Origin of the sequence: Mycobacterium sp. ENV421 (genome assembly GCF_002887815.1) — a bacterium.
GTDB lineage: Bacteria > Actinomycetota > Actinomycetes > Mycobacteriales > Mycobacteriaceae > Mycobacterium.
This window is the reverse complement of record NZ_PDHO01000012.1, coordinates 1-20,281: the sequence shown is the minus strand read 5'-3', so window position 1 is coordinate 20,281 and position 20,281 is coordinate 1. Positions and strand designations below refer to the sequence as shown.

Annotated in this window: 20 protein-coding genes; 11 read left to right on the top strand and 9 right to left on the bottom strand. The window is 68.6% G+C overall.

The genetic code is table 11. The annotated features are described in order from the left end of the window. Window positions 1–77: 77 nt before the first annotated feature. A complete protein-coding gene (locus CRM90_RS15805) occupies window positions 78–698 on the top strand; it encodes an antibiotic biosynthesis monooxygenase (protein WP_102807907.1) in 621 nt (206 codons plus the stop codon). Window positions 699–766: 68 nt separating this feature from the next. Next, window positions 767–1,420 (top strand): hypothetical protein, encoded by a 654-nt coding sequence (locus tag CRM90_RS15800; RefSeq protein WP_102807906.1) that lies wholly within the window; start codon window positions 767–769, stop codon window positions 1,418–1,420. A gap of 26 nt (window positions 1,421–1,446) precedes the next feature. Here CRM90_RS15800 and CRM90_RS15795 read toward each other — a convergent pair whose 3' ends face one another. Further along, the gene (locus tag CRM90_RS15795; RefSeq protein ID WP_102807905.1) at window positions 1,447–2,775 is read right to left on the bottom strand and encodes a replication-associated recombination protein A; all 1,329 of its coding nucleotides are present in this window, start codon (window positions 2,773–2,775) and stop codon (window positions 1,447–1,449) included. A 35-nt stretch (window positions 2,776–2,810) separates the two neighbouring features. On the opposite strand from CRM90_RS15795, the gene CRM90_RS15790 reads away from it, so the two are divergent. Continuing rightward, window positions 2,811–3,680 carry a DMT family transporter gene (locus CRM90_RS15790; RefSeq protein ID WP_102807904.1) on the top strand — a complete coding sequence of 290 codons (870 nt, stop codon included), beginning with the start codon at window positions 2,811–2,813 and terminating at the stop codon, window positions 3,678–3,680. Here CRM90_RS15790 and CRM90_RS15785 read toward each other — a convergent pair. Further along, the gene (locus CRM90_RS15785; RefSeq protein WP_233209355.1) at window positions 3,657–4,238 is read right to left on the bottom strand and encodes a TetR/AcrR family transcriptional regulator; all 582 of its coding nucleotides are present in this window, start codon (window positions 4,236–4,238) and stop codon (window positions 3,657–3,659) included. The genes CRM90_RS15790 and CRM90_RS15785 overlap by 24 nt on opposite strands. Before the next feature lie 97 nt (window positions 4,239–4,335). Between CRM90_RS15785 and CRM90_RS15780 the strand changes: the two genes are divergently transcribed. Both CRM90_RS15780 and CRM90_RS15775 read left to right on the top strand, forming a co-directional pair. Beyond that, window positions 4,336–5,124 carry an SDR family NAD(P)-dependent oxidoreductase gene (locus tag CRM90_RS15780; RefSeq protein ID WP_102807902.1) on the top strand — a complete coding sequence of 263 codons (789 nt, stop codon included), beginning with the start codon at window positions 4,336–4,338 and terminating at the stop codon, window positions 5,122–5,124. Between the two features lie 79 nt (window positions 5,125–5,203). Further along, complete coding sequence (locus CRM90_RS15775) at window positions 5,204–6,559, top strand: HNH endonuclease signature motif containing protein (RefSeq protein WP_233209354.1); 1,356 nt, start codon at window positions 5,204–5,206, stop codon at window positions 6,557–6,559. 4 nt (window positions 6,560–6,563) lie between these two features. On the opposite strand, the gene CRM90_RS15770 is transcribed toward CRM90_RS15775, so the two are convergent. Further along, window positions 6,564–7,289, bottom strand: coding sequence for an IclR family transcriptional regulator (locus tag CRM90_RS15770; protein ID WP_102808016.1), 726 nt, complete (start codon window positions 7,287–7,289; stop codon window positions 6,564–6,566). A 105-nt stretch (window positions 7,290–7,394) separates the two neighbouring features. On the opposite strand from CRM90_RS15770, the gene CRM90_RS15765 reads away from it, so the two are divergent. Genes CRM90_RS15765 through CRM90_RS15755 form a run of 3 tightly spaced genes read left to right on the top strand, consistent with a single transcriptional unit; the run spans window position 7,395 to window position 9,510 of the window. Then, window positions 7,395–8,249, top strand: coding sequence for an LLM class F420-dependent oxidoreductase (locus CRM90_RS15765; RefSeq protein ID WP_102807900.1), 855 nt, complete (start codon window positions 7,395–7,397; stop codon window positions 8,247–8,249). Between the two features lie 11 nt (window positions 8,250–8,260). Further along, window positions 8,261–8,737, top strand: a complete 477-nt coding sequence (locus CRM90_RS15760) for a nuclear transport factor 2 family protein (RefSeq protein WP_102807899.1) — start codon at window positions 8,261–8,263, stop codon at window positions 8,735–8,737. Then, window positions 8,734–9,510: an SDR family NAD(P)-dependent oxidoreductase gene (locus CRM90_RS15755; RefSeq protein WP_102807898.1), complete on the top strand. Its 777-nt coding sequence runs from the start codon at window positions 8,734–8,736 to the stop codon at window positions 9,508–9,510. The genes CRM90_RS15760 and CRM90_RS15755 overlap by 4 nt, the downstream gene beginning before the upstream one ends. Here the strand turns inward: CRM90_RS15755 and CRM90_RS15750 are convergent. Beyond that, window positions 9,507–10,718 carry an acyl-CoA dehydrogenase family protein gene (locus CRM90_RS15750; protein WP_102807897.1) on the bottom strand — a complete coding sequence of 404 codons (1,212 nt, stop codon included), beginning with the start codon at window positions 10,716–10,718 and terminating at the stop codon, window positions 9,507–9,509. The two genes, CRM90_RS15755 and CRM90_RS15750, sit on opposite strands and share 4 nt — an antisense overlap. Window positions 10,719–10,871: 153 nt before the next feature. After that, the gene (locus tag CRM90_RS15745) at window positions 10,872–11,711 is read right to left on the bottom strand and encodes a DUF3097 domain-containing protein (protein ID WP_102807896.1); all 840 of its coding nucleotides are present in this window, start codon (window positions 11,709–11,711) and stop codon (window positions 10,872–10,874) included. Between the two features lie 87 nt (window positions 11,712–11,798). On the opposite strand from CRM90_RS15745, the gene CRM90_RS15740 reads away from it, so the two are divergent. Genes CRM90_RS15740 through CRM90_RS15730 form a run of 3 tightly spaced genes read left to right on the top strand, consistent with a single transcriptional unit; the run spans window position 11,799 to window position 14,586 of the window. Next, the gene (locus CRM90_RS15740) at window positions 11,799–13,031 is read left to right on the top strand and encodes a serine hydrolase domain-containing protein (protein WP_102807895.1); all 1,233 of its coding nucleotides are present in this window, start codon (window positions 11,799–11,801) and stop codon (window positions 13,029–13,031) included. A 58-nt stretch (window positions 13,032–13,089) separates the two neighbouring features. Then, window positions 13,090–13,530, top strand: coding sequence for a MerR family transcriptional regulator (locus CRM90_RS15735; protein WP_199189916.1), 441 nt, complete (start codon window positions 13,090–13,092; stop codon window positions 13,528–13,530). An 18-nt stretch (window positions 13,531–13,548) separates the two neighbouring features. Continuing rightward, window positions 13,549–14,586 carry an SDR family oxidoreductase gene (locus CRM90_RS15730; protein ID WP_102807894.1) on the top strand — a complete coding sequence of 346 codons (1,038 nt, stop codon included), beginning with the start codon at window positions 13,549–13,551 and terminating at the stop codon, window positions 14,584–14,586. On the opposite strand, the gene CRM90_RS15725 is transcribed toward CRM90_RS15730, so the two are convergent. The 4 genes from CRM90_RS15725 to CRM90_RS15710 all read right to left on the bottom strand — a co-directional run. Beyond that, window positions 14,558–15,634 (bottom strand): zinc-binding metallopeptidase family protein, encoded by a 1,077-nt coding sequence (locus tag CRM90_RS15725; RefSeq protein ID WP_102807893.1) that lies wholly within the window; start codon window positions 15,632–15,634, stop codon window positions 14,558–14,560. The genes CRM90_RS15730 and CRM90_RS15725 overlap by 29 nt on opposite strands. After that, the gene (locus CRM90_RS15720) at window positions 15,627–16,550 is read right to left on the bottom strand and encodes a transglutaminase family protein (RefSeq protein ID WP_102807892.1); all 924 of its coding nucleotides are present in this window, start codon (window positions 16,548–16,550) and stop codon (window positions 15,627–15,629) included. The genes CRM90_RS15725 and CRM90_RS15720 overlap by 8 nt, the downstream gene beginning before the upstream one ends. After that, a complete protein-coding gene (locus tag CRM90_RS15715; RefSeq protein WP_233209353.1) occupies window positions 16,547–19,198 on the bottom strand; it encodes a circularly permuted type 2 ATP-grasp protein in 2,652 nt (883 codons plus the stop codon). Before CRM90_RS15715 ends, CRM90_RS15720 begins: the two co-directional genes overlap by 4 nt. Window positions 19,199–19,271: 73 nt before the next feature. Beyond that, on the bottom strand, window positions 19,272–20,281 hold a 1,010-nt coding region (locus CRM90_RS15710; RefSeq protein ID WP_199189915.1), incomplete at its 5' end, for a transglutaminase family protein.

Here is a 20,281-nt window from a genome sequence, read left to right as displayed (position 1 = left end):
CCCATATCGAGGGGAGGAAGGTGAACAGTGCCGGTGGCGCCGCCGGGGCGCCGCCCCGAGTCGAAGGGGGTGGAGAAGTGCACGCACGCTCTACCACGTTTGCCGCGCGCCCGGAATCCATCGATGCGGGAATCGCGGTCTTCCGCGACGAGGTGATGCCGGCTCTTCAGGGCATGACCGGATGCGTCGGCATGTCGCTTCTGACCGACCGCGAGTCTGGCCGCTGCATCGTCACCACCGCCTGGGATGACGACGCGGCCATGCACTCCAGCGCCGACGAGGTCCGGCTGTTTCGCGACCGGGCGGCCCAGGTGCTCGGAGCCACCCCAGCGGTGGATGAATGGGAGATCGCCGCGGTGCATCGCGACCACCGCTCCGGTGCGGGTGCCTGTGTGCGGGCCACCTGGCTGCAGGCCAGGCCCGACCAGTTCGACCAGGCTGTCGAGTTCTACAAGACGACGGTGCTCCCGGAGATCGAGCAGCTCGACGGGTTCTGCAGCACGAGCATGATGTGCGACCGATCCACCGGGCGCGCCGTGGTGTCGACCACGTATGACAGCCAGGACGCGATGGAACGCAGCCGCGACGCGGCTCGGTCGCTGCGGACCGCACTGCTGCGCGATCTGGGCGCCGACCAGCTCGACGTCGGCGAGTTCGAGCTGGCGATCGCGCGGCTGCGGGTCCCGGAGCTGGCCTAGAGCACGAGGACAACCCCGGGACTTAAGGCCCTGCTCCCGGCCCGTCGGACGGGGCAACGTTGTCGGCTATGAGCAAGCAGAGGCCGGTGCTCGCCACGTGGATGGCGGCCGCCGGGATCGCCGCGGCCTACCGCTGGGTGCTGCGACCCGCGATGTACGCGTGGGGCGCCACCGATGCGGAGGTCGCCGCCGAGCTGCCCGGGGACAGCTTGGTCGAGCCGGGAAGCGCCCGCACCACCCGGGCGATCACCATCGACGCGCCCGTCGCGGACGTCTGGCCGTGGCTGGTGCAGATCGGCGAGAACCGCGGCGGTTTCTACAGTTACGACGTTCTCGAGCGTCTGGTGGGAACCCGTATTCACAACGCGGACGTCGTACACCCCGAATGGCAGCAGCTCCGCGTCGGTGACACGGTGTGGCTGGCTCAACGCTACGGCGAGCGGGCCCGACAGCTGGTCGCAGAAATCGAGCCCAACTCGCATCTCGTGCTGATGTCGGCGGCCGACTACGACCGGGTGCAGCGCGGCGAGAAGGCCTTCGGGTCGTGGGCGTTCTGTCTGCGGCCGCACAACGCAGGGACCCGGCTGCTGGTTCGCGGCAGCGGTGCTCCGGTCGGTCAATCAGCTTTCGACATCGTGCATTTCCTGATGGAACGCGGGATGCTGCGCGGCATCCGGGAGCGGGCGCAGCGGCCGGCGCGACCGGCGTCGCTTCCGCACTGACCTACCGCGGCGGATTCGGCACCGTCTCAGCGCTTGCGCCGGATGATCGCGCGCAGTTTGTCCAACCGGCTGCCGATCTCACGCTCGGCGCCGTGGTTCGTCGGCTTGTAGTAGTCGACTCCGACCACCTCATCCGGCGGATACTGCTGCGGCACAACGCCATCGGGGTCGTCGTGCGGATACCTGTACCCGACCGCGTTACCGAGTTTGGCCGCCCCCGCGTAATGTCCGTCCCGCAGATGCGCAGGCACCAGACCGCCCTTGCCGCCGCGGATGTCGTTCATCGCGGCACCGAGCGCGGTGGTCACGGCATTGGATTTCGGCGCGGTGGCCAGGTGCACGGTCGCGTGCGCGAGCGTCAGCTGCGCCTCGGGCATGCCGATCAGCTGGACAGTCTGGGCGGCGGCGACCGCGGTCAGCAGCGCCGTCGGGTCGGCCATCCCGATGTCCTCGCTGGCCAGGATCATCAGCCGGCGCGCCAGGAACCGGGGGTCCTCCCCCGCCACCAGCATCCGCGCCAGATAGTGCAGCGCGGCGTCGACGTCCGAGCCGCGGATCGACTTGATGAACGCGCTGATGACGTCGTAGTGCTGATCGCCGTCGCGGTCGTAGCGCACAGCCGCCTTGTCCAGCGACTGCTCGATCACCTCGACGGTGACGTGCTCCCCGGATTCGGCGGCGACCTCCAGCGCGGTCAGCGCCCGTCGGGCATCCCCGGCCGACAGCTGCACCACCAGGTCGACGGCGTCGTCGTCGACGGTGACCGCGCCGCCCAGCCCCCGCGAGTCTTCGATGGCGCGCAGCACCACGGTGCGCACATTGTCTGCGGTCAGCGGCTGCAGTTGCAGGATCAGCGAGCGCGACAGCAGCGGCGCGACCACCGAGAACGACGGGTTTTCGGTGGTGGCCGCCACCAGCAGCACGATCCGGTTCTCCACCGCCGCGAGCAGAGCATCCTGCTGGGTCTTGGAGAAGCGGTGTACCTCGTCGATGAACAGCACGGTCTGCTCGCCGTAGGCCGCGGCGCGGCGCGCATTGTCGATGACGGCGCGCACTTCCTTGACGCCGGCGCTCAGCGCGGACAGCGCCTCGAACCGTCGCCCGGTGGCCTGCGACACCAGCGACGCGAGCGTGGTCTTACCGGTGCCGGGCGGCCCATACAGGATCACCGATGCGGCGCCGGAGCCTTCGACCAGGCGGCGCAGCGGCGAGCCCTGGCGCAGCAGGTTCTCCTGCCCGACGACCTCGTCCAGGCTGACCGGGCGCATCCGGACGGCCAGCGGTGCCGACGTTGGCGCCGCCGAGCCGACCCGGGCGTCGGCGTCGCCGGGCACATCGAACAGGCTGTCGGACACGCCCCCAGACTTACCACGTTCGTAATCTGGTCGTCGTGACTGCGCGCGGCTGGGCCCTGTTCGCCGCGATGAGCGTCATCTGGGGCATCCCCTATCTGTTGATAAAGGTGGCCGTCGACGAGGTATCGGTGCCGGTGCTGGTGTTCACCCGGTGCGCGGTCGGAGCGGTGCTGCTGCTGCCGCTGGCGGTGTCCGCCGGCTCCCGCACGCTGTTGCGCAGGCACTGGAAAGCGGTGGCGGCGTTCGCGTTCTTCGAGATGATCGCGGCCTGGCTGCTGCTGTCCGACGCCGAGCGGCACCTGACGAGTTCACTGACCGGCCTGCTGATCGCCGCCGCCCCGATCATCGCGGCAGTGCTGGACCGGCTGACCGGCGGTGAGCGGCTGGGGCCGCTGCGCCTGGCCGGGCTCGGCCTCGGGCTGGCAGGTGTGGCGGTGCTGGCCGGACCGGGTCTGTCGTCAGGTGGCGCTCGGCCGGTGATCGAGGTAATGCTGACCGCGACGTGTTATGCGATCGCGCCGCTGATCGCCGCGCGGTATCTGGCTGACGTGCCGGGTCCCGCTCTGACGTCGGCCTGCCTGGGCCTGGCCGCCGTGGTGTATCTGACGCCGGCGGCGCTGACCTGGCCCCGCCACACGTTGACTCCGCACGCGTACGCGGCCATCGCGGCGCTGGCCGGTATCTGCACGGCACTGGCGTTCGTGGTGTTCTTCGCGCTGATCAAAGAAGTGGGAGCCACCCGCGCACTGCTGTTCACCTACGTCAATCCGGCGGTGGCGCTGATCGCCGGGGTGCTGCTGCTGAGTGAACCTTTGACGTGGTTTCACATCGCCGGGCTGACGCTGATCCTGACGGGCTCGGTGCTGGCAAGCCGCACGACGTCAGAAAACGTCGCCGACGAGTAGCCGGCAGGCCACGTCGACGTCGGCCAGCGCGTCCTCGGGAAGCAGGGCACCGCCGACCGTCCAGGTGAGGATCCCGAAGGCGGCCTGCTGCACCAGCCGGGAGCGGCGCAGCTGTTCGGCGGTGGGGTTCTCGACGCCGGCGATATCGAGGATGAGCTCACGCAGCGTGGGATCGTCGGGAGCGTCCTCCTGTGCGCGGACGATCTGCGTGGAGGTGATCATCGCGTGTGCAAGGTGCTTGTGACGCAACAGATTTCGGCAGGCAGCCACCATCAGCGCGGCGATGTCTCCGGCCGGGTCGCCACTGGGAGGCGGCGGCCGGAACTTGGACACCTGGGCGAACAGCACCGCGGCGAACACGTGGTGCTTGGACGGGTAGTAGCGGTAGAGGGTGCGCAGCGCCACTCCGGCGTCGGCGGCGATCTCCTGGGCGCCGATGCGGTCGATCTCTTTGGTCGCACCCAATCGGGCGGCGGCGGCGAGGATGGCGCCGCGCCGATTCTCCTGGTCATCGGTCGCCGGGCGGGCCGGCGCCCGGGGCTCTCCGATCCGCGGCACGCCACTCAGTATCGGGCATCCGCTACGCGCTCGCGCACTGGTACCGATCAGCGAGACCCTCGTCACGGGTTCAGACACGGCACGTCACGATCGGTAGATGTCCTATGCGAAATACGGTCCGTGGGCGGTGATCGCCGGCGGTTCTGAAGGCGTGGGCGCCGAATTCGCCCGCTTGTTGGCCGAGTCGGGCGTGAATCTCGTTCTGGTGGCCCGCAAACCGGATCCCCTCGAGGTGACGGCCGACAAGTGCCGTGAGCTCGGCGTCGAAGTACGCACTGTGGCAATCGATCTCGTCTCCCCCGCGGCGCTCGCCGAGGTGACCGCGGCCACCGACGGGCTCGAGGTCGGCTTGTTCATCTACAACGCGGGCGCGAACACCTGCAGCGCCGAGTTTCTGGACGCCGACCTGGCGGACTTCCAGAAGGTCATCGACCTGAACATCGGCACGATGATGGCACTGACGCAGCACTACGGCCGGCTGATGCGGGAGCGGCGCCGCGGCGGCATCCTGCTGGTTGGGTCGATGTCGGGATATCTGGGCTCGGTACGTCACACGGTGTATGGCGGGGTGAAGGCCTACGGCCGCATCTTCGCCGAGGGGCTGTGGCTGGAGTTGCGTGAGTACGGCGTCGACGTGCTGGAGCTGGTGCTGGGTGTCACCCGCACACCGGCGATGGAGCGGGTCGGTCTGAATTTCGACGTGCCCGGCATGCGGGTGGCCGATCCGGCCGACGTCGCTCGCGAAGGGCTGGAGCAGTTACCGAACGGCCCGGTGTTCGTCGCGGGCGGGAACGCCGAAGACGTTGCGCGACGCAATGATCCGGACCGCACGAAGGTGGTCGCGGGAGCGCACCGGATGATGCAGAAGCTGATGGGCCTGACGTAGTTATCCCCAGATCCGCGTTGATGCCCAGCGTGACCTTCGGGACCACCTTTTGTCGGTGGGTCGCACTAATGTTCGAAGTGTGAGTGGGATCGACGTCATGCGGGAGGCGCGCGATCGATACCTGGAGTGCTTGTCCACCGTCGATCTCGATGAACTCTCCCCCGCTGACCGGTTCGTGGTGCTCGAGGAGTGGGAGTCCGCACTACGCCACCAGGTCGCGCTATCTCACGCAGTGATTTCTCGGCTAGAGCAGGTTGAAGGGTGCCCGCCGGTGCCGATCACCCTGGCCGATGTGCTGCGGATCAGCCCGCGAGAAGCCAAGCGACGGATTCGGGATGCCCAACAATTAGCACCCCGCCGAGCGTTGACCGGCGAGCCGCTACCGCCACTGCTGCCGGAAACCTCGAAGGCATGGCACGAGGGGCAGCTCGACGGCGAACACCTCCGGGTGATCCAGAAGTTTTTCCGCGACCTGCCCGATCACGTGCCCCCGGTCGAGGTCGAGAAGGCCGAGAAATCATTGGCCGACAAGGCGACGGCGTTGCGGCCCGATCAGCTCGAAAAAGTGGCCCACCGGTTGGCCTTGCATCTCAATCCTGACGGGACATTCTCCGACGAAGACCGGGCCCGCAAGCGCGGATTCGTCTGGTGCGGCGGTCAGCAGGTCGACGGCATGAGTGTGGGCCGATTGATCGCCGACCCCGAGCTGCGGTCGCTGGTCGACGCCTGGATGGCAAAGTTCGCCGCACCGGGGATGTGCAATCCGGCCGACGAGAGCCCGACCACCAACCCGACCGACGAAGTCGCCGAGCGGGATGCGCGCAGTTATGGCCAACGTCAGCACGATGCGCTCAAGGCCCTGCTACGAGTGTCGTTGGGTGATCCGAAGTTCGGCCAGCACAACGGGTTACCCGTGACGGTGATCGTGTCGGCGACCCTGCAGGACATTCAGGCCAAGACCGGACATGGGGTCACCGCCGCTGGCACGCTGCTGCCAATCTCGGAGGTCATCCGGCTCGGCGCCCACGCGTATCACTATCTGGCCCTGTTCGACAAAGTTGACGGCCGCGGGTTGTGGCTGGGCCGCACCAAACGCGTCGCCTCGGCCGATCAGCGAATCATGCTGCACAGCAAGGAACGTGGCTGCACCCGCCCCGGATGTGACGCACCGGGCTATCTGACCGAGGTGCACCACGTCGACGAATGGGCCGCAGGCGGCCTGACCAACATCGACAAGCTCACTTTTGCCTGCCGACCCGACCACCGGCTACTCGACCAAGGCTGGCGAACTCGAAAGCTCGCCAATGGCGACACCGAGTGGATCCCCCCACCCGCACTGCCCATGCTGCATGGCGGCACCAACGACTATCACCACCCCGAGCAGCTGCTCGGCAACGACGGCGACCCGCCGTCTGATACCCGCTCGGCGAGCTAGTCGCCTAGTTGTTGGCGCCCGCCAGCGCGCGGGCGATCCGTGCCGCCGACGCGGCGACCAGCGGCTGACAGCGTTGGGCGAGCACCCGGTCGGAGGTGACAAGTCCGATCGCGGCACGCGCCCCGACCGTGGCGGCCACCGATACCATCGGGCCGGCGTAGTCACCGTGGCGCACGACGACGCGGCGGCGGACCTTGTGAAGTTCGCCCCACCAGATCGCGTCGGGCTCCCAGCCCTGGACATAACTCAGCTCGGCCACCACGTCTTCGGGCGACAACCCCGCCAGCGCGGCGACGCCCAGCGCCACCCGGTGGGCCGGGATCCGCACGCCGACCGACGTCGGCACCTGGCGCGCCGACGGCCCGCCCAGCTTGTCCAGGTGAACGACCTCGCCGCGGTCGAGCAGACCGAGATGCACCACCGCACCGGTGCGCACCTGAAGCTCGTGCAGGACCGGCGCCGCGACCGACCGCAGCCGGACATCGGCACTGTCACCGGCGCCCCACGCCGAGGTCCGCGCTCCGAGCCGGTACCCGCGACCCGAATGCGTCAGCCACTGCAACCGCACCAGCTGGTCGAGGATGCGGTGCGTGGTCGAGCGCGGCAGATGCGCCCGTGCGGCGATCTGGTCCAGCGTGAGACCTGCTGACGTGTCGTCGAACGCGTCGATGATGGCCGTGAACCGGTCGAGCATCGAGGCCGGCGCGGTATCGGTGAGAGCCGCGGTCATCAGCACTCCTGTCCGGTTGGGGAGAATTCGTTCTACCGCACCGTAGCGGTCTCGATCACCGGGACGCAAGCATTCGACCGGTGTGGCGCCGGTTAGAACAGCACTGTGCGGATCGGACTGTCGACGCCGATGGTGATGCAGCTGCCCGGGGTGTCCTCCGCGTGGGAGACCACCGCAGGCGTCGACGACCTGGCCCGTATCGCCCGCACCGCTGACGAGCTCGGCTTCGACCACCTCACTTGCGCCGAACACGTCGCCGTCCCGGTCGGCGACGGCGCGCAGCGCGGCGTGACCTACTGGGATCCGCTCTCGACGTTCGGCTTCCTGGCCGCCCACACCACCCGGATCTCGCTGACGACATCGGTGGTGGTGCTGGGCTATCACCACCCGCTGGACATTGCCAAGCGGTTCGGCACGCTGGACCGGCTCAGCGGCGGCCGGCTGGTGCTCGGTGTGGGCGTCGGGTCGCTGGCCGAGGAGTTCGACCTGCTCGGCGCACCCTTCGACGGCCGCGGTGAACGCGCCGACGACGCCCTCCGCGCCCTGCGCGCATCGCTGTCGACCACCCGGCCGTCCTACCGGGGCAGCCACTACGAGTTCGACGGGTTCGCCGTCGAGCCCTGCGCCGTGCAGGAGCGGGTGCCGATTCTGGTCGGCGGGCGCACCCTGCGATCGTTGCGCCGCGCGGTCCGCCTCGCCGACGGTTGGATGCCGTTCGGCCTCAACACCACCGAGATCGAAGCGATGCTGGCCAAGGCGGACGTGCCGCCTGGCTTCGAGGTGGTGCTGTCGACCGGCCGTGCCGTCGACCCGATCGCCGATGCCGGCCGAACGGTCAAGCGCCTCATCGCGTTACGTGACGTCGGCGCCACCGCGATCACCAGTTCGGTGAGGGCCGACTCCCCCGAGCACTATTGCCACCAGCTCGCCGCGCTCCGGGATCTGGCCGACGAACTGTAGAGAGGAAGCCTGTGAGTGACACCGTGGAGAGCCTCGCACGACGCGTGAAAACCCTTGAAGACGAACGCGATATCGCCCGTCTGATCGCCTCCTACGGACCGCTCGTCGACTCGGGTGACCCCGACGCGGTCGCCGCACTGTGGGCGGTCGACGGCGGCTACGACACCGGCGACTGGCAGATGTCCAGCCGCGACGACGTCGCCGCCATGGTGCGCTCGCAGGAGCACCGCGGCTTGATCGCCCGCGGCTGCTGCCATTTCTTCGGCCCGCCCGCGGTCACCGTCGACGGCGACGAGGCGGTAGCGATCTGCCAGTCGATGTTGCTGGTGCGCCGCGAAACCCGCGGCTTCGCCGTCGCCCGGGCCGGCGTGCACCTCATCCGCCTGCAGCGCGCCGACCACGGCTGGGAGATCGTCAGTCGCACGGCCCGCCAGCTCGACGGCAGCGGTCAGGCCATGGCCCTGATCGCGGAAGGACTCGCCCGATGAGCGGCGCACTGGAGGGCAGGGTCGCACTCGTCACCGGCGCAGGCGCGGGAATCGGTGCGGGCATCGCGCGCAGATTCGCCGACGAGGGCGCCCGAGTTGTCGTGGCCGAATTCGATTCCGCGGCAGGCACGTCGGTCGCCGACGAGATCGGTGGCCTCTTCGTCGCGACGGACGTTTCGCAGCGCGACCAGGTGGAGAACGCCGTCGCCGCGGCGGTGTCCGAATACGGGTCGATCGATGTCCTGGTGAACAACGCCTGGGGCGGCGGCGGTATCGGCCGGGTGGAGAACAAGACCGACGACGAGCTGGCCCACGGTCTCGCCGTCGGCTACTACGGCCCGTTCTGGGCGATGCGAAAAGCGTTCGGCCACATGAAAGAGCGCGGCTGGGGCCGGGTGATCAACATGTGCAGCCTCAACGGGGTCAACGCCCACGTCGGCTCACTGGAATACAACGCCGCCAAAGAGGCACTGCGCACCCTCACCCGCACCGCCGCACGGGAATGGGCGCCGACCGGGGTGACGGTCAACGCCATCTGCCCAGCGGCCAAAAGCCAGGCATTCCTGGCGGTGGCCGCCCAGCATCCCGAGATCGCGGCGATCGCCGACGCCGCGAACCCGATGGGCCGGATGGGCGACCCATACGACGACATCGCGCCAGTCGCAGTGTTTCTGGCGAGCGAGGGCTCGCGCTACCTGACCGGGAACACCCTGTTCGCCGACGGCGGCAGCCACATCAACGGTGTGGCCTGGGCGCCGGACCTGGGCGACTAGCGCAGCGGCAGACCGGTCAGCGCCCGCGCGATCACCAGTCGCTGAATCTCGCTGGTGCCCTCGAAGATCGTGAAGATCTTGGCGTCGCGGTGCATCCGCTCCACCGGGTAGTCGCGGGTGTAGCCGTTGCCGCCGAGGATCTGGATCGCCTCGTCGGTGACGTACACCGCGGTCTCGCTGGCGAACAGCTTGGCCATCGACCCCTCCGCCGACGCGAACGGCTTGTTGTTGCGCATCATCCAGCCGGCCCGCCAGATCAGCAGCCGGGAGGCGTCGATGCGGCTCTTCATGTCCGCCAGCTTGAAGCCGGTGCCCTGGAAGTCGCCGATCGGGCGTCCGAATTGCTCACGCTGGCAGGCGTATTCGAGCGCGTACTCGTAGGCGGCCCGGGCCACGCCCAGCGCCATCGCGCCGACCGCGGGCCTGGTGCGCTCGAACGTGGCCATCGCCGCCTGCCCGGAGGTGCGCTTGCCTTCCCGCGCGCGGGCGACCCGCTGTTCGAACTTCTCCATCCCGCCCAGGATCAGATTGCCTGGCAGGCGGACGTTCTCGAGCACCACCTCGGCGGTGTGCGAGGCGCGGATACCGTGCTTCTTGAACTTCTGCCCCTGCGAGAAGCCGGGGGTGTTCGGCGGGATGATGAACGTTGCCTGACCGCGGGTCCCGAGCTCGGGATGCACCGACGCGACCACAATGTGGACGTTGGCGATACCGCCGTTGGTGGCCCAGGTCTTGGTGCCGTCCAGCACCCACTCGTCGGTGGCCTGCTCGTAGCGGGCCCGGGTCCGCACGGCGCCGACGTCGGAACCGGCGCCCGGCTCCGAGGAACAGAACGCCGCCAGGTGCGGGTCGCCGGGGGTGCCGAACATCTCGGGCAGCCAGTGGCCCAGCTGCTCCGGGGTGCCGTTGGCGGCCAGCGCCGCGGCGGCCAGTCCGGTGCCGAGAATCGACAGCGCGATGCCGGCGTCGCCCCAGAACAGTTCCTCGAACACGGTGAGCATTCCGAGGCCGGACGGTTCGACGGACATCTCGGCGAAAAGCTCCGGGGTGTAGAGGCCGACCTTGGCGGCCTCCTGGATCAGCGGCCAGGGGGTTTCTTCGCGCTCGTCCCACTCGGCGGCCGCGGGTCGTACCACCTCGGCGGCGAACTGGTGCACCCAGTCGCGGACGGTGACGACTTCTTCTGGCAGTTCAAGGGAGAAAGTCATGGCTGTGCAGGCTCCGGATCAAGTCGTACCGCGTCGGCCGCACCAAGTGACGACGACCAGACTGCAGTCGGCGGTAAATCTCGTACAGTGAACGACTGTACACCGAGCGCGAACCGATCGGACCTGCGACATTCGTCACATGTTCGGGCGAGATCAGGCCGGTTGGGTCACGAAGTCGATGAGCTCCTCCACCCGGCCGATCAGCTGGGGCTCCAGATCGGTCCAATCCCGCACCGACGACCGGATCCGCTGCCACGCCCGGGCGATGTCGGCCTGATCCTGGTGCGGCCAGCGCAGCGCGGCGCAGATCCCGTGCTTCCATTCGACGTCGCGTGGGATCGACGGCCACGCCCTCAACCCCACGCGTTCAGGCTTGACGGCCTGCCAGATGTCCACATACGGATGGCCGACCACCAGCGTGTGGTCCCCGCCGGGACCGCGCCGGACGGCGTCGGCGATGCGAGCCTCCTTGGACCCGGTCACCAGGTGATCGACCAGGACACCGAGCCGGCGACCCGGACCTGGCCGGAAGTCGGCCACGATGCCGGCGAGATCGTCGACGCCGCCGAGATATTCGACGACGACGCCCTCGACCCGCAGGTCCTCACCCCACACCTGCTCGACGAGCTCGGCATCGTGTCGGCCTTCGACGTAGATTCGGCTCGCCAGCGCCACCTTGGCACGGGTGTCGGCCACCTTCACCGAGCCGGATTTCGTGCGTTGCGCCGCCGCCGGTGCCTGCCGACGCAGTCCGGTCAGGATCACCGGCCTGCCCTCGAACAAGAAGCCCGGTCCGAGCGGAAACACCCGCCGCTTGCCGTTGCGGTCCTCGAGTTCCACCCGCGGCCCCTCGACGCCGACCACCGCGCCGACGAATCCTGACTGCGGGTCCTCGACGACCATTCCGAGCTCGACGGCCTGCTCGGTCGAGCGGGTTCGGTTCGAGGTGTGCGGGTTGTTGGCGAGTACATCGGCGCCATAGCGATCAGCCACCCGGCGATCGTAGGGGCCGCCCCGGCGAATGCGGCCCTGCCGCGCGGCGCGTCGGCATATCCTCTCGGCAACAAAAGGGAGTCGCCGATGGTGCTCAAAGTTGCCGTGTCCCCGGACATGATGGGCGGCGACGTCGACGAGGGGTACGGCAAGGTCGCCGACGCGTTCCGCGCGAATCTGGCGTCCGGCAAGGAGATCGGCGCCGCCGTGGCGGTGTATCGCGACGGCGTCAAGGTCGTCGATCTGTGGGGTGGCTACCGCGACGGAACAGCCAAGGCGCCATGGCAGCGCGACACGATGGTCAACATGTTCTCCACGACCAAAGGTGTCACCGCGATGGCCGTCGCTGTGGCGGTCTCGAAGGGGCTGCTGTCCTACGACACCAAGGTCGCGGACTACTGGCCGGAGTTCGCTCAGGCCGGCAAGGGCGAGGTGACGGTGCGCCAGCTGCTGGCTCATCAGGCCGGGTTGTGCGCACTCACCCCGGCGCCGAGCCTGGCCGATATCGCCGACCCGGAGCGGCTGGCGCCCATGCTGGCCCGTCAGGCGCCGGCGTGGCGGCCGGGCACCCGGCACGGCTATCACGCGATCACGTTGGGCTGGTATCAATCCGAGTTGATTCGCCGGACCGACCCGGCGGGCCGCACGGTGGGCCGCTTCCTGGCCGACGAGATCGCCGCGCCGTTGGGGCTGGATCTGCACATCGGCCTTCCTGCCGACGTCGACCGCGGCCGGGTCGCGCACCTGCATCAGTGGAAACGGGCCGAGTCGCTGCTGCACCTCAATGTGATGCCGGCCGGTTTCGCACTGGCAGCGCTGAACCCGGTGGGACTCGCCGCCCGCGCCACCGGCGTGCCCAGCGACGTCAAACCGTGGGACGGCGACTACAACCGCGACGAGGTGCGCGCGGTGGAGATGCCGTCGAGCAACGGGATCGGGACGGCCCGCGCGGTGGCCCGGCTGTACGGCGCGGCCGCCGCCGGCGGTGCCGACCTCGGCCTGACCGGCGCAGTTCTGGACGACCTCACCGGGCCTGCCTCGGCGCCCAGTGGCGGGATCCGCGACCGGGTGATGAACGTCAAAATCCTGTACTCGCTGGGGTTCTGCAAGCCGGTGCCGATGGTGCAGTTCGGGTCCTCCGACAAGGCGTTCGGCACACCGGGTTTCGGCGGATCGTTCGGTTTCGCCGATCCCGACACCGGCGTCGGCTTCGGCTACGTCATGAATCGCCTGGGCTTCCACCTGGCCAGCGATCCACGCGAACTGGCGTTGCGGCAGGCGGTGTTCCGCGATGTTCTCGGCGTACGCCCCCAGTCCTAGCAGACGTGAGCAGCCGCACACTTGACTTGAAGCGCTTCAAGTTCGCCATAGTGGCTCTATGCCAACCACACCGTTGACCAGGGACCTGACCATCCAGGAGGTGTCCCGTCAGAGCGGTCTGACCGAGTCCGCGCTGCGGTACTACGAGCGGATCGGGCTCATCGAGCCGGTACCGCGCGACGACAGCAGCGGTCACCGCCGCTATCCGCCCGCACTGGTGGACGCGATCGAATCACTGAGCTGCCTGCGTAGCACCGGCATGAGCGTGCAAAACATGCGCGCCTATGTCGACAACATCCGCCGCGGCACCGCGGCCGCTGCCGACAGCGGCAGCTTTTCAGCGACCACGCCAGACGACTGGCCGACGACATCGCCCGGCTGCAGGTGCGCCAGAAGTACGCGGCCGCCAAAGCCCAGCTGTGGGCGGCGCGGGAACGGGGTGACACCGCCGCTGAAGAAGCGGTTGTGCCCGACATCATCGCGCTGGGAGCGCAACTGATATCCGAGGAGAAGACTCATGTCTGAACCTGCTCGGGTACTGGTGACCGGTGGCTCCGGATTCATCGCGGGCCATCTGATCGTGCGACTGCTCGCCGACGGCCACCTGGTTCGGGCAACCGTCCGAAACCGCAACCGCGACAAGCAACTTCGCGACACCCTGGCCGCCGCCGGCGCCGACCTCGACCGGCTGGACGTCGTGGTGACCGACCTGAACTCCGACGACGGCTGGGCGGCGGCGGTGCGCGGCTGCCGGTTCGTCCAGCACGTGGCCTCACCGTTCCCGCCCCGCCAGCCGGCCGACGAGGACGAGATCATCGTCCCGGCGCGCGAAGGCACCCTGCGGGTCTTGCGCGCCGCCGCCGCCGAAGGAGTGCGCCGCGTGGTGATCACCTCATCGTTCGCGGCGATCGGCTACAGCCCCAAACCGGCGGGGACGCCTTACGACGAAACCGACTGGACCAACCCCGACGACGCAGTCAGTCCGTACGTGAAGTCCAAGACGCTCGCCGAGCGCGCAGCATGGGACTTCGCGCAACGCCCGGGTGGCCCTGAACTCGCCGTGATCAACCCGGTCGGGGTGTTCGGGCCGCCACTGGACCAGAACCTGTCGACCTCCGTGCAGATCATCGACGCCTTGCTGCGCGGGCAACCGCCACTGCTGCCCCGCGCATCGTTCGCGGTGGTCGACGTGCGTGATGTCGCCGACCTGTTGGTCCGCGCGATGACCAGTCCGCAGGCCGCAGGTCAGCGTTACCTGGCCGCGGCGGGCCAACCGGTGACGCTGCCGGAGATCGCGGCGGTGCTGCGTGGCCGCCTCGGAGCCGGCGCCGTACACGTGCCGCGCCGGCAGATCCCGGACTGGGCCGTGCGGGTCGGCGCGCGGTTCCTCCCACCGCTACGCGAATTGGCCGGTCTGCTCGGCACACCCAAGTCGGTGAACAACACCAAGGCCGTCACGCAGCTGGGCTGGAACCCACGCTCGGCCGCCGACACCGTTGCGGCGACCGCGGAAGGCCTGCTGGCGCTCAGTTCTGTTGCTGTTGCTGACCGCTGACGGCCGCGTCCAGTTTGGTCGGCGACGACGTCACGTCGTCGATGACGGTGTGGATGAACCGCATCTTCTCCAGCACGGGCACCGGGAGGACGAACGGATACAGGTCGTCTTTGCCCATCGACCGGTTCACCATGTTCAACGACCACGCCAACGGCAGCCACATCTCGAGGATGTTGTCGAATCCGCTGGGCCCCAACACTCGTCGCTCATAGGTGGCATTCGCCGGGGCGATACCGAACGCGGCGGCGGTGTCGAGGGTGTCGCGGATGTGCAGGTAGTGCGCAAACGTCTCGGCCCAGTCCTCGGCCGCATGCATGGTGGCGTAGGAGGAGACGTAGTTCTCCTCCCATCCGGGGGGCGCGCCTTCGCTGTAGTGCCGGTCCAGCGCGTCCTGGTAGTCGGCGTCCGGGTCGCCGAACAGTTCGTTGAAGCGCTCCAGGTACGCCGGAGAGGTGCCGACCAGTCGATAGAAGTAGTAGTGGCCGACCTCATGCCGGAAGTGTCCGAGCAACGTGCGGTACGGCTCGTCCATCGAGGTGCGCAGCTGCTCGCGGTGCACATCGTCACCCTCGGCGAGATCCAGTGTGATCAGGCCGTTGTCGTGGCCGGTGAACACTTTCTCGTTGGCGCTGGACAACAGGTCGAAGGCCAACCCGAACTCCGGGTCCTCGTCGCGGCCGACGATCGGCAGCTTGAGTTCGTGCAGTTCGGCGATGAGGCGGCGCTTGGCCCGTTCGGCAAGTGCGAAGGCGGCCAGCGCTGGGGCGTCGTTGTCGTTGGGCCGGGTCCTGGTGAGCCGGCAGGACGCGCACAACCGCCGGACCGGTTCCACATGAACCAGCCAATTGCATTCGGCCAGATGCAGATTCGCGCACAACTGGAATTCGGCAGCGTCGACCGCGCCACCGTGCTCGCTTTCCTCACCGGAGGCGATCACCAGAAACGCCATGTCGTCCAACGAGAATCCGACCGAGCTCCCGCAGGACAGGCAGACCGAGTTCTCGAACGCCAGATGCTGCCCGCAGTTGGGGCAGATGAAGTCACGCATGAAGGAGATCCCCCTGAAACGGTGGGCAGGGCGCGACGTCCACCGAGACGTCGATCACACTGTGTTCGGAGTCGGTGTAGATGATTCCGCGCAGCGGCGGGATGTCGGCATAGTCCCGCCCCCAGCCCACGGTGATGTAGCGCTCATCGACCAGCTGATCGTTGGTGGGATCGAGCCCGAGCCAATCGTTCTGCGGTGTCCACACCGCGGCCCAGGCATGGGTGGCGTCCACGCCGTACATCCGTTCCTTTCCGGGCGGCGGGTCGGTGGCAAGGTAGCCCGACACGTAACTCGCCGCCAATCCGTTGGCGCGCAGGCAGGCGATGGCCAGCCGGGCGAAGTCCTGGCATACCCCTTCTCGCGCCAGCAAAACCTGACTCACCTGGGTGGACACCGTCGTGGATCCCGACTTGTAGGTGAAGTCAGAGAATATTCGTGAGTTGAGATCTCGCAGCACCTCGACCAGCGGACGACCCGGCTCGAAACTCGGCGCGGCGTACTCCCGTACTTCGTCGGTGATCTCCGGCGGGCGCAGGTCCAGGCTGAACTCGGACGCCAGCGCCCCGTTGTGGCCGACCGGCCGGACGGCTTCCCACGGCGATTGCGCCCAGCCGGTGTGATATCGCTCGGCCGGGGGCGGGTCGACCTCGACGACGGAGCGACTGGTCACTGTCAGCGCCCGGTGATGTTCGGTGACGTGGAAGTAGGAGCTGATGTTGCCGTAGACGTCGAGGCTGGTGGATCGGTCGGCGGGTATCGGATCGATGTCGAGTTCGTAGGCCAGACACCGCTGTCCGGTGGTGTCGCGGGGGGTGAGATGGCCGCGGCCGTAGGAACTGGTCACCACATCGGAATAGCCGTACGCGGTCCGATGCGTGATCCGGTAGGTGCGCGGTGCGCTCTCGGCTGTCGTCATGGCATGACTCGCAGTTGATCGGGGCCCCATAGCGGCTGCATCCCACCGGGCAGCGACAACTGGGTCCGGGTGATGACGTCGGACAGCTCGCGCAGCGCGGTGTGCATTCCACTCAGCAGCCCGTCGAGCTCACTTCGGCGGCCGTCGTCGTCGACGTGCTCGAGTTCGGCGGGGTCCAGCCGGCGCAGCCGCGTGCTGATCTCGTCGACCAGCCGCTCGGGCCGCGACGACCCCGACGAGCCGGGCAGCAACCGCAGGTTCGACCGCAACCGTTCCAGTTGGTAGACAAGGGATCTGGGATTCTCCGGATCGAACAACACCAGGTCCGCCACGGCGGCCACGCTGACCCTGCCCAGGTTGCGCCTGCGGTAGATCACCGACGATTCACACACCACCAGTGCCGATTCGGTGATGGTCTGTTCGGCGTCCGGGCTGCGCACGGTGGTCAGCGTCGCACGCAGCAACGCCGAGAGGGCGAGCCCGCGTTCGATGCGCTTGCCGATATCCATCAAGGTCCATCCCGCGTCGCGCACCATCGACTCGGCCGCCACTCCCGACAGCGCCAGCATTCCGGCGAGGGTCTGCTGTTGGGCGAGCGCGAGCTGCGTATCGTCGATCCGCGCCCCGCGCGGCGAGCCGGCCTGCTCGGCCAGCGCCCGCTCGACGGCGCCGAGCACCATCCAGGTGTCGTTGGACATCTGGTCGCGCACCGATCGGGCCGCCAGCCCGAGCCGTTCCACGGAGTGGGCCAGCGATCCGGGGCGCTGCCGGTCGACGGTCAACGACCACAGCGTGCGCTGAGCAGCGGACACCGCCTCGGCGTAGGTGCCTGCGGCGTCGGTCTCGGTACCGGTGATCACGCCCAGGGCGTGCAACAGGACCGGCACGCATTCGCTGCCGTCCATGTCCTGGCGGTAGCGATACTCGTGATACCGCTCGCGGGTGACGATCAGCAGCCGGGCCAGGTTCTCGGCGCGCTCGCCGTAACGGCCCATCCAGAACAGGTCCGAGAGCACGCGCGGCGAGCTGATCGAGCGGGTGCCGCTGGGCAGTTCCACCGGCGGCACGGTCAGCGTGTCGGCCTTGGCGCGCGTCGGTGGCCGTATCCAGACATCCTTGGCAGCAATGGTTTTCAGCGCATAGGCGGAGTTGCCGGGCGCCAGCACGTAGCCGAGGCCGCCGATCATCGGCGCATATCCGCCGCGCTGGGACACCGTGAACAAACGCATGCCGACGCTGGCCGCCGACAACCCACCCGGGTAGCGGTCGGTGGGCGCGGAAGAGAACTGCGGCAGCTCCTGGCCCACCCACTGCCAGGGCTGTGCCTCGATGCGGGCGGTCAGTTCGCAACGCTGATCCGCCGACAGTGCCGGCCCCACGATCGTCTCGCCGCCGACCGTCGACTTGATCAGCAGGGTATTCAGCCGCGCCACCAGATGTGAGCGCTCCCGGTCGAATCCGCCCCAGTACAGCTGCGGGGTGTCGAGCAACGGCTTCTCCCCCAGCAACCGCTCCGCCAGTTGCGGCAGAAAACGCTGCAGCCCAGGGCTTTCCAGAATGCCGGCGCCAAGAGTGTTCACCACCGTCACGGCACCCCGCCGCTGCACCTCGACCAGGCCGACCACGCCGAGCCGGGAATCGGGTCGCAGATCCAGCGGGTCGGCGTAGTCGGCGTCGACCCGGCGCAGCACCACGTCCACCCGCTTGAGGGTGCCCAGCGACCGCATCAACAGCTTGCCGTCGCGGACCACCAGGTCCGCACTCTCCACCAGCGGAAAGCCGAGCACCGACGCCAGGTACGCCTGGTCGAAGGCGGTCTCGGAGTGGATGCCGGGACTGAGGACCACCACCACCGGATCCTCGGCGGCCTCGGGTGCGGCCTCGATGAGCGCCAGCCGCAGCGCCTGGGCGAACGGCGAGGCCGGGCGCGGACCGATGCGCTCGTAGACGTCGGGAACGGCGTGGGCGACCACCCGGCGATCGGCCAGTGCGTACCCGGCCCCCGACGGTGCCTGCGCCCAGTCGGCGTTGACGACGAACCGGCCGTCGGCGGCCCGGCTGACGTCGCAGCCGAGCATGAACAGTTGATGGCGCCCGGGATTCTCGATGCCGCGGGCCGCCCGGATGTAGCCGGGATGCCCGAACAGCAACTGCGGCGGCAGGATCCCGGTGGTGATCGCCCGCCGCTCGCCGTAGAGATCGGTCAGGACGGCGTCGAGCAGCCTGGACCGTTGCAGCACACCGGCTTCCAGCGTTTCCCAATCGGCGGCGGACACCACCAGCGGTATCGCGTCGAGATGCCAGGTGCCCGGCGTCGCGATGCCCTCGCCCGGGGCGGCTCCCGAGTCGTCGACCTCGATGTAGGTGATGCCATCGTTGTCGACCAACCCGCGCACCACACCGCGCAGCCGCTCCAGCCCGGCCCGGCCGAGCTCGCCGATGAGATCACCGAGTTCCTGCCACGACGGGCGGATGGTCCCGGTGGCGTCGACGAACTCGTCGTACCCGGTGTCGCCGAAGGCACCCGCCCCACCGTCGTGCACGTCGAACAGGGCGTCCTGGGCGCGTGCGGCTCGGTATCCGGCGAGCAGACGGTCCGGATCATGGCTCGAGCGGCTCAATCCAGAACCGGCAGCGGACAGCGACAACGGCCCACCTCCTGATTCCAGACACCTGCGCACGCGTGGCCCGCCCCGAGCATATTCGGGTCGGTGGTCCCCATCAGTTCTGCAGCACTGTGCGGGCCCGTCGCAGGTCGAGGATCCCCGGCGCGCCGACATCCGTGGATTGCCGGGCCAGTTTCTCCCGGATATCGCCGACGTCGACCTTGCCCGGGGTGAACCCGGTGGCCTCGAAGCGCCGTCCGCGGCGCGATTCGGCCTCCACGGCGTTGACCGGCGGGGTGTCGTACGCCCGGCCGCCGGGGTGCGAGACGTGATAGGTGCAGCCCCCGCGGGACGTCCCGGTGGCCGTGTCGACCAGTTCGAACCGCAGCGGGCCGTCGACGGTGATGGTCGGGTGCAGCGCGCTCGGCGGCTGCCAGGCCCGGTAGCGGACGCCGCCGACCAGGACGTCGGGGTTGTCGGTGGCCAGCATCGGGATCGGGTAGCCGTTGCAGGTGAGGATGTGACGCTGCCGGTCGGCGCCGATGGTGCGGACCTGGATGCGCTCCACCGATGAGTCGACGTAGCGCGCGGTGCCGGTGCCGGTGGATTCCTCGCCGAGGGTGTTCCACGGTTCGATGGCGCCGCGCAGCTCGATCTCGACGTGGTCGAACACCGCGGTGCCCACCCGCGGGAAGCGGAACTCGGTGAACGGGTCAAGCCAGCTGGTGTCGAAGTTGACGCCGTGTGCACGCAGGTCGGCGCAGACATCGGCGATATCGTGGATGATGAAGTGCGGCAACAGGTATCGACCGTGCAAGTTCAGGCCGTGCCGGATCAGTGGCGCCCGCAGCGGCTGGTCCCAGAATCGTGCGACCAGCGCGCGCACCAGCAGCGACTGCACCATCGCCATCTGGAAGTGCGGGGGCATCTCGAAACCGCGCAGCTCCAACAGGCCCAGCCGGCCGCGGGGACTGTCGGGGTTGTAGAGCTTGTCGATGCAGAACTCGGCGCGGTGGGTGTTGCCGGTGATGTCGGTGAGCAGGTGGCGCAGCGCGCGGTCGGCGATCCACGGAGCGACGCTTGCGGAGCGACCATGATCGGGAGCGACGCTTGCGGAGCGACCAT

What these genes read in the sequence shown, in the direction of transcription:
- CRM90_RS15800 (WP_102807906.1), top strand. Translation starts at nt 767, where the DNA reads ATGAGCAAGCAGAGGCCGGTGCTCGCCACGTGGATGGCGGCCGCCGGG.
- CRM90_RS15780 (WP_102807902.1), top strand. Translation starts at nt 4,336, where the DNA reads ATGTCCTATGCGAAATACGGTCCGTGGGCGGTGATCGCCGGCGGTTCT.
- CRM90_RS15770 (WP_102808016.1), bottom strand. Translation starts at nt 7,289, where the DNA reads ATGACCGCGGCTCTCACCGATACCGCGCCGGCCTCGATGCTCGACCGG.
- CRM90_RS15755 (WP_102807898.1), top strand. Translation starts at nt 8,734, where the DNA reads ATGAGCGGCGCACTGGAGGGCAGGGTCGCACTCGTCACCGGCGCAGGC.
- CRM90_RS15750 (WP_102807897.1), bottom strand. Translation starts at nt 10,718, where the DNA reads ATGACTTTCTCCCTTGAACTGCCAGAAGAAGTCGTCACCGTCCGCGAC.
- CRM90_RS15740 (WP_102807895.1), top strand. Translation starts at nt 11,799, where the DNA reads ATGGTGCTCAAAGTTGCCGTGTCCCCGGACATGATGGGCGGCGACGTC.
- CRM90_RS15735 (WP_199189916.1), top strand. Translation starts at nt 13,090, where the DNA reads ATGCCAACCACACCGTTGACCAGGGACCTGACCATCCAGGAGGTGTCC.
- CRM90_RS15730 (WP_102807894.1), top strand. Translation starts at nt 13,549, where the DNA reads ATGTCTGAACCTGCTCGGGTACTGGTGACCGGTGGCTCCGGATTCATC.
- CRM90_RS15725 (WP_102807893.1), bottom strand. Translation starts at nt 15,634, where the DNA reads ATGCGTGACTTCATCTGCCCCAACTGCGGGCAGCATCTGGCGTTCGAG.
- CRM90_RS15720 (WP_102807892.1), bottom strand. Translation starts at nt 16,550, where the DNA reads ATGACGACAGCCGAGAGCGCACCGCGCACCTACCGGATCACGCATCGG.